The following is a 16,615-nucleotide window of genomic DNA, read 5'->3' as shown; positions in this document are numbered from 1 at the left end:
AATAAAATGAATAAAAACGATTTAAATTTTTTAAAAAAAATTCTTGAAAAACGCAAAAACTTTATCATAGAAAATTTACATAGCAATTCAGCAGAAATTGAAGCCTTGCACAATAGTGCCCCAAGTGATAGTGTTGATTTTTCACTTATAGAAACAAGTTCGCAAATTGATTTAGCTATTAGTGCAAATTTAAAAGAAGAATTAAATGAAATTTTAAAAGCTTTAGAAAAAATTAAAAATAATATTTATGGTGTATGCGAACTTTGCGAAGATGATATTAATATAGAAAGATTAAAAATTAAACCACATGCAAAATATTGCATTACTTGTAGAGAAATTATAGAAAAAGGTAAAAACAATGAAAATTAGTCTCTTTATATTTGCTTCTTTTGTTTATATTATTTTTATAATGCTGTTTTTATTTTATCTTGATCTTGGAACTTATACTTTAAATATATTTCATTACTCTATGGAACTTCCCGTAATGACTTGGTTTGCACTTGTTCTTGTTATATTTATAATTTTTACAATTTTACATATAAGTTTTTATAGTTTTTTAAATTATTTAAAATTTAAACATTTTTTAAAAGATAGCAATAAATTTGAAAGTTTTATTATAGACTTACTTTTAGAAAAAGAAACAAAAATTAACTTTCAAACAAAAGAATTTAGACAAGTTGCTAATTTGGTAAAAACTTTAAAAACTCATCAAAAAGACAAACTTAATTCCAAAATAAATGATATTTTGGATCTAATTGATAGCATAAAACGTGGAGAATATTGCAATCTTAACAAATTTAAACTTGAAAAAAATAACATTTTATTTTTGCAAAATGAAAAAAATCACATAAAAAATGATATCAACTATACTTATAACAAAATAAAATATGCAGAGCAAATAGAAGATGAGCTTACAGAATATGCTTTTGATACACTTATAAAAAAAGGTACTTATGAGCAAATAAAAAATATTAAAATAAATAAAAATCAAGAACAAATTTTAACTATCATTAATCGTTTTAAAAACCAAGAATTAAAACTAAATTTAGCTGAATTTGAAGTATTAATTGATAGACCAGATTTAAATGAAAAAGAATACTTGCAAATTGCAAAATCAAGCACTAAATCTTTAAGCCCTGATGCAATTTTAAATATTTTTAAAAAAATAAAGGATAAAAATAATGAAGCTTTAAGAGCATATTTATATCTTTTAGCTAATTTTTCTATGTTTGATGAACTATTAAGTGAGATTAGAAATGATGAAAAAAGATTTAGTGATTTTTCCAATATTCTTTTATTAAGAGAGCATCATAAAAAATTTGATCTTGATAAATTAATTATATGATTGATTTTAACAATAAGCCTTTATTTTTAGCTCCTATGGCAGGATTTTCAGACTTGCCATTTAGAAATGTTGTCAAAAAATTTGGCGCTGATGTGACCATTAGCGAAATGATAAGCTCTAATGCTTTAGTATATGAAAATAAAAAAACTCTACATATGCTTAAAAAAGCAGAACTTGAAAAACCTTATATAGTTCAAATTGCAGGGAGTGATACTGAAATTATCAAAAAAGCTGTTTTAATATTAAATGAAATCGACTTTATTGATGGAATTGATTTTAATTGTGGATGTCCAGTCAATAAAGTTGTAAAACAATGTGCAGGTAGTGCTTTGCTAAAAAATTTAGACCTTTTTAAAAAACTTGTTGCAACCATTAAAGAATACAATAAAAAATCTCTAACTAGTGTTAAATTTCGTCTAGGATTTGATGAAAAATATCCTGAAAAAATGGCCAAAATTTGCGAAGAACTTGAGGTAAATTTTATAAGCATTCACGGACGTACAAGAAAAGCACTCTATAGTGGGAATGCAGATTATGGATCTATAGCTTATACCAAAAGTCAAGTAAAAATCCCAGTGATTGCAAATGGTGATATCAATGCTTTAAATGCTAATGAAGTATTTAACATTACAAAATGTGATGGCTTGATGATAGGTAGAGCAAGTATCGGAAATCCTTGGATTTTTTATGAAATTAAAGAAAGAAAAAAAATAGATAAAACCTTGAAAAAAGAGATTATTTTATTTCACTTTGATGAGATTATCAAACATTATGGAAATTTAGGAGTAAATATCTTTAAAAAACACCTACACGAATACTCTAAAACATATAAGAATGCTTGTGCATTTAGAGCAGAAATTAATCACTATACTAAAACTTCAGAAATGAGAAATAGCATAGAAAATTTTTTCTAATTTTTATCTTTATACGCCTCTAAAGCTAGCAAACTTAAATTTTCAAACAACTCTTTATCATTATCAATACTATCTTTAATAGCTGCACTTAAATATTTCATAAATAAGTCATTTTTCATTCCGCCAAATAAAGGACTATAGAGCTCTTTTGAAATCAAAGTCAAAGCCATAATATTAATAAGCTTAGTAGATTTTATAAGAGGAATATTTTCTATAATTTCTTCGATTTGTTTTTTTTGCAAGCTACAATCTTTAGCAAAATCAATTTTCTTTTGATCTTGTTTTAATTCTTCAAATTTTTCTTTTATAAGATTTAAAAGATTTTGATATTCAAATAATCTATCATCTTGAATTTCTAATATATCATTTTTTTGTTCTTTATTTTTAACAAAATCTAAATTATTTTTAGCTTTAATATTTTTTGCATTATCATTAAGATCAATATTAACTTTAAATCTAGGTTCTATAGCAATTTCTAGTTCATTATGTCTTGGTATATCCTCTATTTTAAGCTTAGCTTCTGTGCTTTCATTATTTATATCATTAATATCTACAAAACGAAAATTTAAATTTCCTATTTTAAAAGTATCTCCTTTATTAATAATCACATCAAAACCACTTTGCAATTTTGAAAAAGATTCATTATAAAAAATTAAAGCATCATCAATAGGACAAATCGTAAAAAATCCTTCCTCAAATTTAATTTGTGCGTGTTTATCTTTAATTTGTTTTTTTAAATCTTGCACACTAAAAGAACACTCAGGATCAGAGCCTATAATTCCTCCATTTTCATCAAAAATATATACTCTATTTTTGCTCAAGCTATCTTCAATATTTTCAAGTAAAATTCCAATCTTTTCCATCCTTCACCCCCTTATGCTTTTAATCACTCTAAAATCATCTAATATCTTTACAATATCACTAACACTAGCCCCACTTATTAACATAAAATCAAAATATCTATCTTTATTATTATCAAATAAAATACTATAGGTGTTATTATCTATATAATTTGCTTCTTTTAATAATTTATACCAAGCCCATTCTCCTTTATAATTTTTATTATAATTTATATTTGTATTATTAAAAGAATAAGCATTTAAGCTTAAAATAGTAGAAGTATTAAACTGATCTCCAATAATTTGCAAATTCGTTTTTAAAGTATGATCATATCTTATTTTATAAGAATTATAAGAAAGTTCTATAAAAGAAAAACTAGAACTTAAATCTAAACTTTTTAACATAAAATTAATTTTTACATTATCATTTAAATCAAGCATTAAATTTGAAAGTATATAAGATTTTGAAAGAAAAGTTAAAAATTCCTTAGAAAAAGCAAATCTCTTAGCAAAACTTTCTTTGATAAAATACTCATTTTTCTTTCTAATTAAAACATTATTTAAGTATTTTTCATAAAACTGATTTAAAGTTCCATTTTTACCAAAAAATTCTTTAAAAGCATCTATACTTAAATCATCATTAGAATTATTATTAAAAGGATAAAATGGGGCTATATTATTTATAAAAGGGGAATAAACCTCATTAAACCAAGCATTATTAAGTAATAAAAACCCATAATCTTGCAAAAATCCATAAGAATAAGAAGCAAGTAAAGAATAATATCTTTGCAAACTAGGTGGTAATTTTTTAGTATGGGTTAAAAATACATCAAATACATCATTTGCTTCTTTGTTTTTATTAAAAATATAATTTATTTTTTCTTGAGTATTTAAATCATCGTTAGTAAAACTAGAAATTTTATTAATCAAGGAATTTAAATCCTCGCTTATAATATCCATAATATTATTTATATTATTGGTATTATTTGTATTTAAAATATTATCTATTAAGCCTTTATTATCTAAAAGAGTATGATAAGCACTAAAATAATTACTCACACTCATAAAAGCTGTTTTAATTTCACTGGCATTAATACCTAAATTATAAGCCTCGCTTAACAATAAAGCATCATTTAAATTAGTATTAGTATTTATAATTTGAATTAAAGCTTTTATAGGATTTTCTTTACTTGCTAAGATATTTAAACTATCAAGTAAGGCTTCTTTTGAAGTATATCTTTGAGGAGCAAGATTTAAAAGTAAATTTTTGTATTGTTCTTTATATTGTTCTAAATATAATTTAATAATATTTAAAATAATAAAATTTTTACTTTCTTTTTTTGAATTTAAACCATCAAATACCCAATCATCTATATTTATAGCTTGATTAATGCTTTGATTAATATTTCTTAAAAAAGCTATCAATGCTTTTTTATTATAAGATAAATCTACATTAATGCTTTTATTTGCAAAAATATTTTCTAAAGGAAAACCTAACTCATCTTTAAGATTGTAATTTTGTTCTTTTTGATTTGTAGTTAAGAAATTAAGTAAAAAATAAATTCTTTGAAATTTATTTATTTTATTAAGTTTTAAAAAGGCTTCATTGATACTTTGTTTATTTTCTAAAAACTCATTTAGGTCAATCTTTTTAAGAGTATCAACCCTATTTAAGAAATTTTCTTTTGAAAGTTCATATTTATTTAAAAAGATCCAATTTTTATCAATCCATTTTTTTAGCAATTCTTTATTAAGAGCATTTTCTTTAAATAAAGATCTATACATATATAAAGTTTCAACTAAAATTTTAGGATCATTTTGAGTTTGTAAAATATTTTCCATTTCTTTAATTAGAGTATTTTCAAGTATGCTTTCATTGAGTTTATAATAAAAATCTAAAATAGGCGTAAAAGCTTTATAAGAGATATTTAAATTAAAATATTCTAAAAAAGAAGTTTTATTGTTAAATTCAGAATAAGAACTTAATATACTTTTTAAATTAGCAAGCAACTTAGCTTTTTGTAAAATATCTAAATGCTTATAATCTGAATCTGCTAACAAGGTATTGATTTGATTTAAAACATTATTAGCTTTTTGTTGTTCTTTATTACTAGTTTCAATAAAATAAGAAGATAAAAAATAAGAACAAATAAATAAAGCTAATATTAAAAATAAAAAACTAAATCTTTTAAATAAATTCTTTAAAGTCAATTGGCTTAAAAAATAATCTTTAAAAATAATATCTTCAAATAAAGATTTGATAAAATAACTTTGTTTATTTACAAGACGCATTGAGTGTGCTAAAGGTTTTTTTATATCATATTTTTCACATACAGCATCAAGTAAAAAATTTCTTGGAATATTTTCTTGATAAGCACTAATAAAATATACTCCTCTTAAATAAGAATTATTTTTAAAAGTATCCTTACTTTGAATTTGTAAAATAAAATCTTTAATTAAGGCGAGTAAATTATCAAATTGTTTTAAAAAAAGATAAATCTTGTTTTTTTCTTCTAAGGAATAAATAAATTGATTTTTATTCATAAAAGCATAGAGTAAAGCAGAACTTAATTCTTTAAAATCTTTATCTAAATTTATTTCATTTATTTCTTCTAAAAAACTAATACCTAAGGCTTTATTTGAAATTGTCTCATTAAAAATTGCAAAATATTCTCTCATACCTAATAAAAGATCAATTTTTGAAAAAACTATATAAATAGGCAATTTTAAGTCTAAAATATCCTCAATCTCATTAATTCTTTTTCCAAGATAATGTAAAAGATTTTTCGAATACTCTTTAGTATTGCTTAAAAAAGCTTGAGTATCTATTACTAAAACAACACCATTTAATTTATTGTAAAAAAATTTTCTATTTAAAAAAAATAAAAAATTTTGCCAAATATTTTGCTTGATTAAAAATTCTTTATTTTTAACAAGATCATCTTCTGGCAATTCATCACTTCTTAAAGGCTTAAAAAGCTCTTCTTGAGAAAAATATTTTCCTTCAGTATCAAGCAAAGCACCTTTTTTTGAAACATAAAGAGCAAAATTATTGGTTGATTGATGTAATTTTTTATAAGAATTTAAACTATCACTTAAAGGATATTCCATATTAGAATAATTGATTAAAGAACTTTTTCCAGCACTCTCTTTTCCTATTATTATAATTAAAGGGAGTTTTTTAATTTTTAAATTTTTAAAAGTATTTTTTGCATTCTTTAATATAATAAAAAAATTTCTTTTAGCTCTATATAAAAAAATACTAGCTTCTTTTTTTAATCTTTTAAATTTTAATCTTTTTTCATCTTTTAGAGAAAACAACAATTTCATTAAAGGTTTTAATAAAAAAAATAAAAAAATGATTACCCAAGTTATAGCAATAATAATTATTCTTAAAAAAGCATCACTAAAAATATAAAAATCATTAAAGGCTATTAAAGAACCCCAAAAATAAAACAAAAAACTAAGTATCAATAAAGAGATTGAAAAAATTATAAGCATAAACCATTTAGATTTTAAAAATAATATCAGTTTTTCAAACATAAACTATCCTAAAAGGTAATTTTGTAACATTTTATAAAATTTTTACACAATTTATAATAAAGTATAAAAAATATTGCTAGAATAATAAGTATTAGATTTAAAGGAGTTATTATGGCACAACCAGCATATATAAAAATAGAAGGCTCTACCCAAGGACTTATTTCAAGTGGCGCCTCTACTGAAGCAAGTATAGGCAATCGCTATCAAGCAGGTCATGAGGATGAAATTATGGCTCAAGAAATCTCTCACGTAGTAACAGTGCCTGTTGATCAACAAAGCGGACAACCTTCAGGACAAAGAGTACATAAGCCCTTTAGTTTTACTTGCTCTTTAAACAAAGCTGTTCCATTACTTTATAATGCCTTAACTAGCGGTGAAAGACTTCCTAATGTTGAAGTGCATTGGTTTAGAACTTCAACAAGTGGAGGACAAGAGCATTTTTTTACAACCAAATTAGAAGATGCAATTATTACAGATATTACCCTTATTATGCCAAATGCTCAAGATCCAAATAATCATAATAAAACTGAACTTTTTAAAGTTTCACTCAATTATAGAAAAATTACTTGGGAACATGTAGCTGCTGGAACAAGTGGCGGGGATGATTGGAGAGAAAAAGCTTAATTAATTTAATTAAGCTTTATGCTTTGATTAAATTCATTAATTATTAAATTGATTTCTTCTTTTACTTTTAAATTATTATCATAAAGATCTATTAAAGAATACAAATAAAAAAATAAAATAAAAACAATAGGCAAAATAATAAGAGTTTTTTTAAGATATAATCTTTTAAATTTCTGATAAATATTTTCTTTAATTTTATTTTCGTAAGCTTTAGTAAAAACTAATTGTTCATCTACATTAAACAACGGGGTTAAACTTGAACTTATATTATTTAAAAAATTAATTATTTTTTCTTTAACATTTTCATCATTTGAATATTTTCCTTGATAACCCAAAACCAAAAGTGCATAAATAAATTCAAGATAATCTTTATTTTTTAAAGGATCACTTAACCAATTTAAAGCTATATCATAAAAATTATTTCCGCCTAAAGCTTCATCAAATAAACTAATAGTTAAAGTATTATTTGCCCAAGAACTATTAATAAAAATACTATTTTTCATAAGCATCTCATCAATAAAAACACAAAGACAATATCTTAATTTAACTATATCTTTTTCCTCATATTCTTTACAAGCACCAAGTTTTAAACTCCAAGCTAAAATATCATTAATTAAATCATCTTTAAGATTTTGTATAAGATTTAAATCAATAGAATTCAATTTAGATAATCTAAAAACAAGTAATAAAAGCTCTAAAGAATAATCAATTACTTTATTGTTTTCAAGTCCTTTAAAATTTGAGCTTAAAATCAAACTTAATTCTTTTTCTTGCATTTTTTTGCCTTAAAAAAGAGCCCACATTTTAATATCGGCTTCTTTAATATTGTTAGTTAAATAAATGCTTATTACATTTTCGCCTTTAAAATCTTTAAATAGTTTATCCTCTTTATCTAATTTATAATAAACATAACCATTTAAATAAGGAATATTAGAAGGAATATTTGGAATTTGTTCTATATTTAAACCTTTTAACTGAGTTGCAACAATTTCTTTAATTTTGCTTTGAGTATAAATTTTACTTTGGGATTTAAAATTACGCAATAAATATTCATAACCAACGCTAGAATGCACTGCTAAATAAAGTTCACCCTGCTCTAAAATTGACTCATTATCAAATAATAAATCATAAAAACCATTGCCATTATTTATAAGTTTAGCCATAGTATATTTAGGAGAAGTGATTTTTGAAAATAAAACTCTTATATGATTAATAAGTGTAATAAAAGTAGAGCTTAAATCATTATGATTATAAGCTATAAATTCTAATTCTTCTTCATTGCTTAAAGCATATAATTCCCCTTGAAATTCTATAAGTTTCTCATATAAAAATTCAGGATGAATTTTTTCTTTATTATTGATATAAGAAAAGATTAAATACCATTTTTTTAAAAGATTTAAAGTTAAATAAGTGCTAAAATCTAAAGTATTTTTAGTTTTATCTATGCTTTTAAAGATATTTTTAAAAGTGATTTTGTGCTGATTAATTGCATAAAGGATTTGATTTAAAAAAGATTTGATAATATTTATTTTATTTAAATTAAGACAAGTTGGAATAAAATCTTCATCAAGCTCTATATTTTTATGCGCTGAAATATTTTTAATTTTACAAATAGGAATTTCAAGTTCATTAGCATTTGCATTTCCTAAAATGCCTAATTTTAATCTTAAACTAGCAAGTGCTATATTCATTTTATCTTGTGTAAAAGTAGAATTTCTTATATCCTCATCTTCTTCAAAATCTTTAAATTCATTATTACCATCATAAATTTTAGAAGCTATAATACTTCTTATAGTTTTATATTTAAGTTCTAAATCATTATTAAGAGCAATATCAGCCAAAGCTTCATTGGTTAAAGAAGTTTTTAAAACTATAATAGGACTATTTAAAGTATTAAAATCAAGCTCTAATGGCTCTGGTAAAATATCTTGCATTGGTGCATCAAAAATACTTCCATCACGTGTAATACCAGATACTTTTTTTAGAGCAATTTTTCCAAATTCTAACATCTCTTTATCAAATTCTAAATCAATAACACCATATAAAGCATTAAAAAGATGGATTGTTTTTGTATTGATATTGCGCTCTATATACCTTTCTTGTTGCTCAAAATGAATTTTATCTATACTTAAACCATTAAACCAAACAACCTTTAATTTATCTGCCATTTTCTTTTCCTAAAGCTTTTTAATACCTTCTTTATTAATTTCAAAAATAAGAAGTTTATTTTTTCCAAAACCTTTAGCTTCTTTAGTGCTTGAATAAATTTTAGAAATTGTGCCATTAGTATATAAAACAAGCACTCCTATAAAAGGGGTTTCATCATCTTTCACCTCAAGAGCTAAAGTTTGCTCTTTAGGAGCTAATTGAAGTCTTAAAGAATCAATTTTATCTTTGGAAAGTATTTGATCTTGGCTTATTAAATCAGCATTATTGCTTTCTTTAAATTTAGTAATATCTTTTAACTGATAAATAATTATTGTAAGAGGAACATCATCAAAACGTTTATTTAAATTGGAATTTTCTTGATTAATTATTTTTATACCTATAGTGCTTGAACAAGCATTAAACAGTAAAAAGCATAAAGTTAAAAAGATTTTTTTATGCATTTTTCTTTATCCTTTAAGATTTAAAGCAAGTAAATTAACATAATATTTTTTAAATTTTAATTATAATTATAAAAGTTAATAGAATTTGGAGCATAGATGACTTTTTCAAAAAATATAAATACCAATTTTACGCAAGAAGAATATTATGAACTCCTAGAAGATCAAATGTCTAAATACCAAACTCTAAATCATGAAAATATTCAATGGGACAAAGTTTATGAATACGCACTTAATCTTTTAAAAAGCAAAACAATTGATATTAAAATTTGCAATTATTTTTCTTTAGCTTGCTTATATCTTGACGATATGAAAGCTTATGAAAATTTATTAAAATTGTTTAAGCATTTAAAAACTTTATTAAATTCTAATACACTAACACAAGATGAAAAAATATTAAATTCTTACAAAAAAAGATTAGAAAATATTATAAAAAATTTTATAAATAATTTTAATAATAAAAAATTAAATATTAGCTCTAGCATAGCTTTAGAATTTAATGAAACATTTAAAGAATTAGAAAAAAGTTTATTTACTTCTTTTATAGCATTAAATATACAAGAAGATAAAATACAAGATAATCAAGATAAAAAAATTAATTCTAATAATGAAGAAATAAAAAAAGAAAATATTGAATTTTTAAATAATAGAGCTTATAAAACTTATTTTAATGATTTAGCTTTTAAACTTTTAGCAAATAATATTGACAATTTAAGAGCTTATGCATTATTTATCGAAGCTTGTTGGGGAAAAATTGAATATTTACCCTCTCATCAAAATTTTATCACATTGATTGAAAGTCCTAATAAAAATTTAGAAGAACTTTTACTTAAAGAATCGTCTAATCTTTTAGAACATATTAAACTTTTTATGTCTCATCTTGCTTTAAATCCTTTTTGGTTTGAAGGATTTAAAATGTTTTGTGAAATGTTAAAAAAGCATAAAAAACACAATATAGCAAATTTTTTATGTTCTTTAATTTATGATTTTATCAATCGCTTTAAAGAGCTTTTAAAGCTTAAATTTAGTGATAATACTCCTTTTTGCGAAGAAAAATTATTAAATTATTTTTTTAATAAAGAAGAAAATACAAAAACTAATACATCTAAAATACAAAAAGATTTAAATCAAAGTCTTATGGATATTGATAAAAATTATGATGATTCTTTATTTACAAATTTTAATTCTTTAATTAAAATGGCTGAGCTTTTTGAAGAAAAAGGTATGAAATACAATGCTAAAATTCTTTATATGCAAATTAAAGATTTAATGGAAAAAAAGCTTTTAAAAGATTATTTAGATAAAGAATATGAAAAAATAAAACTAAAAACTCTTAATTAGCTAATATTTATTTTTAATTGTTTATAATATTTTAAATTTAAATTAAAGGATAATTAATGTCTGAGGGATCAAATGCTCCAAAAGAGCGTATTAATATTACTTATAAAGCTAAAACAAATGGACAAAATGCTGATGTTGAATTGCCTTTAAAATTAATGATAATGTCTGATTTAACTGCAAGTAAAAATAAAAAGAATTTAGAAGAAAGAGAAATACTTTCTATTAATAAGAACAATTTTGATCAAGTGATGCAAAAATTAAATATTAATACCACATTTAGTGTAAAAAATACTCTAAGCAATGATAATGAAAGTGAATTAAATATTAATCTCAATATTTCCAATATGAAAGACTTCTCTCCTGATAATATTATAAAGCAAGTTCCAGAGCTTAATAAACTCTTGCAATTAAGAGAAGCTTTAATGGCATTAAAAGGACCTATGGGAAATATACCTGATTTTAGAAAAGCTCTTTTAGAAGCTTTAATGGATAAAAGCTCAAAAGAACAATTACTTTTAGAAATCAAAGAAGAAAAGGAATAAGATGCAAGATAAAACACTCACACCTTCCATAATTGATACTATTATGGAAAAAACAAAATATAATAAAAATGATGAGAGTTATGCTATAGCAAAAAAAGGTGTTGCTGAGTTTATATCTAGCATTGTTCAAAATGATAATGTTGAAGATAAAATTAATAAATTTGTTCTAGATGAAATGATTGCAAGGATTGATACTTTACTTTCTGAGCAAATGGATGAAATTTTACATCATAAAGAATTTCAAAAATTAGAATCTACTTGGAGAGGAATTTTATTTTTAGTTCAAAGAACTGATTTTAATGAAAACATTAAAATTGATTTGTTTGATATAAGCAAAGAAGAAGCTTTAGAAGATTTTGAGAATAATCTTGATATTACACAAAGCATAGTTTATAAAAATATTTATTCTGCTGAGTATGGACAATTTGGAGGAGAGCCTGTTGGTGCTATTATAGGAGATTATGAATTAAGCACAAGCAGTTCTGATATGAATTTTTTAAATAAAATGTCTTCTATTGCTGCAATGAGTCATTCTCCTTTTATCACTTCCTTATCTGCTTCTTTTTTTGGGCTTGAAAATTATGCAGAATTGGCTAATGTTAAAGATTTAAAAAGTTTGCTTGAAGGACCTCAATATACTAGATGGCATACTTTTAGAGAAAATGAGGATGCTAAATATGCAGGCTTACTTGTAACAAGATTTTTAACAAGAAGCCCTTATGATGATAAAGAAAATCCTATTAAAAGTTTTAATTACAAAGAAAATATCCACGCCTCACACGAACATTTATTATGGGGTAATTCAGCCTATGCTTTTGCTACAAGGTTAAGTGAAAGTTTTGCAAAGTATAGATGGTGCGGAAGTATTATAGGACCAAAAAGTGGAGGAAGTGTAAAAGATTTACCTACTTATTTTTATGAAAGTTTTGGGACACTTGAAGCTAAAATTCCAACAGAAGTATTAATTACAGATAGAAGAGAATTTGAACTTGCAGAAAATGGTTTTATAGCTTTAACTTTAAGAAGAGATACAAATAACGCAGCTTTTTTCTCTGCAAATTCAGCCCTAAAACCTAAAGTATTTGCTAATACTCAAGAAGGTAAAGAAGCTGAGATGAATTATCGCTTAGGAGCTCAACTTCCTTATATTTTTCTTATCTCAAGACTTGCTCATTATCTTAAAGTTTTACAAAGAGAAGAAATTGGAAGCTGGAAAGAAAGAAGCGATATTGAAAATGGACTTAATGAGTGGATAAGACAATATGTATCAGATCAAGAAAATCCGCCTGCTGAAGTAAGAAGTAAAAGACCTTTTAGAGCAGCTAGCATCAAAGTTGAAAATGTAGCAGGAGAAGTAGGCTGGTATAAAATAAATCTTAGCGTACGTCCTCATTTTAAATATATGGGTGGTAATTTTGAACTTTCTTTAGTAGGAAAGCTTGATAAAGAATAATTAATGTCTTTTTTAGATAAAATTATTCACAATCTTGATGAACAAAATTCTAAAGCTTTTATAGAAAATAAATACGAAGATATTAAAAATAATATAAAAGCTTTACTTAATACCAAACTTGATGATTGTCTAAGTCTAAATGATTTGGGCATTAATACAGATTTAAATTTAAGTGCTAATGAACTTTCTTCTAATATGGCTAAAGAAATAAATTATTTAATTTCCAAATATGAAAAAAGAATAAAAATTATATCTATTAATTATGATTATTCCTTAAGTCCTTGGCAACTTAGTTTTATTTTAAAATGCATTGATGAAGAGATGAAAGAAATTAATTATGAAATTATTTTTAAAAATAATCGTTATTATGAGGTTTTTTGATGGATAAAGAAAATATTTTTTATTATCAAAAAGAACTTGATTATTTACATAAAAGAAAAGATCTTATTTTAGAATTTTATCCTAAATTAGCTCCTTTTTTAGATAATAATTCTAAAGATCCTGATGTAGAAAGAATTATTGAAAATCTTGCTATTTTAACTTCAAGAATTCACAAAGAATTAGATGAAAACATTCCTTATATAGCGCAGTCTTTAATCAATATACTTTCTCCAAATTATACAAATCCTTTACCATCTTTATGCTTGCAAGAATTTGCTTTTGAAAAAGATGCTAAAGAAAATAAAATTTTAATTCCTAAATCAAGCATACTTAAAGCCAAACCTATAGATAAAATCGAATGCGAATTTAAAACTGCTTATGATGTTTATCTTTATCCTTTAGAGATTGAAGAAGTTTCTTTAAATAATGAAAAAAAATATCATAGTATGGATATAAAAATAAAAATCAATAAAGACAATACAAAGCTAAGTGATTTAAATTTAGAAAGAATTAATCTTTATCTTGGAGATGAAATTTATGTCTCAACCACTTTGCTTTTATATATTCATCTTTATCTTAAAGAATTTAGTATTATCTTAGAAAATAATGAAGAAATTAAATTAAATCCTCATCAAATTAAAACTATGGGTTTTAATAGTGATGAAAGTATTATTAAATATAATGATTTGGGTTTTGAGGCGTTTTCATTATTAAGAGAATATTTTTTTATTCCTCAAAAATTCAATTTCATTGGTATTGATAATTTAAGTATTTTCAATAATATATCAGATTTAAGTTTTACTTTGCGTTTTAAATTCTTAAAAGCTTTGCCTAAAGAATGCATACCAAGAGCTCATATGTTTTCTTTAGCAACAAGCCCTATTATTAATATTTTTGAAAAAAGTGCTGAACCTATTATTAATGATCATACTAAAGATGCTTATAAAATATTTATAGATAGAATCAATCAAGATGCCTATGAGCTTATAGAAGTAACACAAGTAAAAGCTCATAGTAATATAGGTGAAGTAAAAATGCTAAAAAACTATAATAGTTTTGAAAGATTTTCTATGCAAAATAAAGATAATTTTTATTATGTAAGTTCTAAATTTGATTCTAAAAATAATTCTTTTAAAGAAATCTCTTTTTTTACTCATAATGAAAATTTTATAGAAACAATAAGCATTAATACTTTATGTTCTAATAAAAATTTACCCTTAAAATTAAAAATAGCAGATATTAATCATTTAAAAGATTTTAAAAATATTAAAACAAAAAATATTACTCTTCCAAGTGCTTTAAAAGAAGTTAAAGTAGATGGAACTTTACTTTATAAATTAGTAGCATTGCTTTCTTTTAATTATCAAAGCTTATTGAGTAAAGATAGTTTTTTAGCTATCTTAAATGCTTATAGTTTTATGGATGATAAAGAAAATAAAAATATATGTGAGCTTTTAGAAAAAGCTATTATAGATATAAAAGCAAAAACTATTTATTCTTCTTATCATTTTAGCAAAAGAGGAACTTTATGTATTATAGATATAGATGATTCTTGTTTTTATTCTTTAGGGGATATTTATAGATTAGGTTTAGTTTTATCTAAATTCTTTAGTTCTTTTACAAGTATTAATTCTTTTTTTAAATTAAAAATCAAATGTTTAAAAAGTGAAGATATTTTTACCTATCCTATTGTAAATGGTAATAAGGAGTTGATGTGAGAGATGAGTTTTTAGGGTGTGAGTTTTATAGTGCAATTAGAAAACTCCTTAAAACTTATAATAAAAAAGATATTTTCTTAAGAGCAAATCCTAGTTTAAAGCATCCTAATAAAGAAATTGAAGCTATTAAATTCAATAAAAAAAATCAACAAGTTTTAATTGAAATAATAGTTAATTTTATGGGATTACAAGGAAGCACCTCTCAATTACCAAGCTATATGTTAGATAAACTATCAAGAAGCCAAAATAGCTCAGAATGGACCTTATTTTTTGATTTCTTTAATCATTATATATTATGGCTATTTTTTGAAAGTAAAAATTTAAGAAATTATGCAAGATCTTTTAAGGAAGATTTTAGTGATACTTTATCTAAAGTACTATTCTCTTTGCTTGGAATTGAAAACAATAATATTGCCAAAAAATACTTACAATTTGCTCCTTTACTCTTAAGTTTTAGACGCCCAAAATATTATATTGAAAAAGCTTTAGAGAATAATTTTAATTTATATAATAAAATAAGCATTATAGAAAATATTCCTCATCAAATTATAATTCCATCATATGAAAAAAATAAATTAGGTTTTAAAAATAATATTTTAGGAAATAATTTCATTCTAGGAGAAAAAATTACATCTTATAATAGTAAAATAGCTGTTTATATAAAAAATATAGAATACGAACAAGCTTTAAATTTTTTCCCAGGAAAAAAATTTCATCAAGAACTAAAAGAAAGTATCATTTTTTTAACCAATAATGAATTTAATACAGATTTATATTTAAAAATTAAATATAATAAAAAAATGGGCTTTACTTTAGGGGATAAAAGTTCTGCAAAGCTTGGCTTAGCAAAAGTATTAAAAAGTCCTAAAAACTCTTATAGTTTTGTACATATTAAATTATAATTTTTTAAATTTGTCTTATAAAATAAAAACTACAATAAGCTTAAAAATCATATTAAATCAAATAAAAGATGATTTATAGACTTTAATTTTATTTTGTATAAAGAAGCAAATTTGAAAGATAAAGACTTTGTTTTATTTACGTTTTTAAATATAATGCAAAACTTATCGAATAAATCAATATATCTAAATTTTTAGTATTTAAATTTAAATATCTACGAATATCAAAAAACAAAGAAGAAAAGAGTATATGTTGAAAATAATGTAATAAAATATAAATGGGAAAATCATTAAATAACCAATGAAAATTATCTTAAGTACTAAAGTTTTGATGATGTAAAATTAAACAGATACTTTGATAGAATATATAGACTAGAAAATTATAAAATTGTATTTATCACAATTATTTA

General features: G+C 23.0%; 16 protein-coding genes. 11 read left to right on the top strand and 5 right to left on the bottom strand.

Annotation, left to right across the window (positions count from 1 at the left end):
* Positions 1-6 precede the first annotated feature (6 nt).
* Genes dksA through JG676_RS04540 form a run of 3 tightly spaced genes read left to right on the top strand, consistent with a single transcriptional unit; the run spans position 7 to position 2,259 of the window.
* A complete protein-coding gene (gene dksA / locus JG676_RS04550; protein WP_200217446.1) occupies positions 7-369 on the top strand; it encodes an RNA polymerase-binding protein DksA in 363 nt (120 codons plus the stop codon).
* Positions 359-1,345, top strand: a complete 987-nt coding sequence (locus JG676_RS04545; protein ID WP_200217445.1) for a hypothetical protein — start codon at positions 359-361, stop codon at positions 1,343-1,345. Before dksA ends, JG676_RS04545 begins: the two co-directional genes overlap by 11 nt.
* Positions 1,342-2,259 carry a tRNA-dihydrouridine synthase gene (locus tag JG676_RS04540; RefSeq protein ID WP_200217444.1) on the top strand — a complete coding sequence of 306 codons (918 nt, stop codon included), beginning with the start codon at positions 1,342-1,344 and terminating at the stop codon, positions 2,257-2,259. The genes JG676_RS04545 and JG676_RS04540 overlap by 4 nt, the downstream gene beginning before the upstream one ends.
* Here JG676_RS04540 and JG676_RS04535 read toward each other — a convergent pair.
* Together JG676_RS04535 and tssM are read right to left on the bottom strand one after the other, a co-directional pair.
* Positions 2,256-3,122, bottom strand: a complete 867-nt coding sequence (locus JG676_RS04535) for an FHA domain-containing protein (RefSeq protein WP_200170222.1) — start codon at positions 3,120-3,122, stop codon at positions 2,256-2,258. The genes JG676_RS04540 and JG676_RS04535 overlap by 4 nt on opposite strands.
* Before the next feature lie 3 nt (positions 3,123-3,125).
* Positions 3,126-6,641: a type VI secretion system membrane subunit TssM gene (gene tssM / locus JG676_RS04530; RefSeq protein WP_200217443.1), complete on the bottom strand. Its 3,516-nt coding sequence runs from the start codon at positions 6,639-6,641 to the stop codon at positions 3,126-3,128.
* A gap of 111 nt (positions 6,642-6,752) precedes the next feature.
* On the opposite strand from tssM, the gene JG676_RS04525 reads away from it, so the two are divergent.
* The gene (locus tag JG676_RS04525) at positions 6,753-7,265 is read left to right on the top strand and encodes an Hcp family type VI secretion system effector (RefSeq protein WP_200170393.1); all 513 of its coding nucleotides are present in this window, start codon (positions 6,753-6,755) and stop codon (positions 7,263-7,265) included.
* 5 nt (positions 7,266-7,270) lie between these two features.
* Here the strand turns inward: JG676_RS04525 and icmH are convergent, their stop codons facing one another.
* From icmH to tssJ, 3 genes are read right to left on the bottom strand one after another with little or no spacing between them, the layout of a single operon-like run.
* Positions 7,271-8,041, bottom strand: a complete 771-nt coding sequence (icmH, locus tag JG676_RS04520; RefSeq protein WP_200170394.1) for a type IVB secretion system protein IcmH/DotU — start codon at positions 8,039-8,041, stop codon at positions 7,271-7,273.
* Between the two features lie 9 nt (positions 8,042-8,050).
* Entirely contained in the window at positions 8,051-9,433 is a 1,383-nt protein-coding gene (gene tssK, locus JG676_RS04515; RefSeq protein ID WP_200217442.1) for a type VI secretion system baseplate subunit TssK, read from the bottom strand.
* A gap of 9 nt (positions 9,434-9,442) precedes the next feature.
* Positions 9,443-9,814, bottom strand: coding sequence for a type VI secretion system lipoprotein TssJ (tssJ, locus tag JG676_RS04510; RefSeq protein ID WP_373563806.1), 372 nt, complete (start codon positions 9,812-9,814; stop codon positions 9,443-9,445).
* Between the two features lie 32 nt (positions 9,815-9,846).
* Here tssJ and pheL point away from each other — a divergent pair, with 32 nt between their 5' ends.
* From pheL to tssG, 7 genes are all read left to right on the top strand, one after another.
* Complete coding sequence (pheL, locus tag JG676_RS09205) at positions 9,847-9,891, top strand: pheA operon leader peptide PheL (RefSeq protein WP_373563805.1); 45 nt, start codon at positions 9,847-9,849, stop codon at positions 9,889-9,891.
* Positions 9,892-9,970: 79 nt separating this feature from the next.
* A complete protein-coding gene (locus JG676_RS04505) occupies positions 9,971-11,212 on the top strand; it encodes a type VI secretion system domain-containing protein (RefSeq protein ID WP_200217441.1) in 1,242 nt (413 codons plus the stop codon).
* A 56-nt stretch (positions 11,213-11,268) separates the two neighbouring features.
* Entirely contained in the window at positions 11,269-11,754 is a 486-nt protein-coding gene (gene tssB, locus JG676_RS04500; RefSeq protein WP_200170398.1) for a type VI secretion system contractile sheath small subunit, read from the top strand.
* A 1-nt stretch (position 11,755) separates the two neighbouring features.
* Entirely contained in the window at positions 11,756-13,207 is a 1,452-nt protein-coding gene (tssC, locus tag JG676_RS04495) for a type VI secretion system contractile sheath large subunit (protein WP_200217440.1), read from the top strand.
* A 3-nt stretch (positions 13,208-13,210) separates the two neighbouring features.
* Positions 13,211-13,588, top strand: a complete 378-nt coding sequence (locus JG676_RS04490) for a GPW/gp25 family protein (protein WP_200170400.1) — start codon at positions 13,211-13,213, stop codon at positions 13,586-13,588.
* Positions 13,588-15,306, top strand: coding sequence for a type VI secretion system baseplate subunit TssF (gene tssF / locus JG676_RS04485; RefSeq protein ID WP_200217439.1), 1,719 nt, complete (start codon positions 13,588-13,590; stop codon positions 15,304-15,306). Before JG676_RS04490 ends, tssF begins: the two co-directional genes overlap by 1 nt.
* The gene (gene tssG / locus JG676_RS04480; protein ID WP_200217438.1) at positions 15,303-16,208 is read left to right on the top strand and encodes a type VI secretion system baseplate subunit TssG; all 906 of its coding nucleotides are present in this window, start codon (positions 15,303-15,305) and stop codon (positions 16,206-16,208) included. The genes tssF and tssG overlap by 4 nt, the downstream gene beginning before the upstream one ends.
* Positions 16,209-16,615: the final 407 nt, after the last annotated feature.

Origin of the sequence: Campylobacter sp. 2018MI34 (assembly GCF_016598975.1) — a bacterium.
In the GTDB taxonomy this organism is placed as follows: Bacteria; Campylobacterota; Campylobacteria; order Campylobacterales; family Campylobacteraceae; genus Campylobacter_D.
This window is presented reverse-complemented; position numbering and strand designations above follow the sequence as displayed.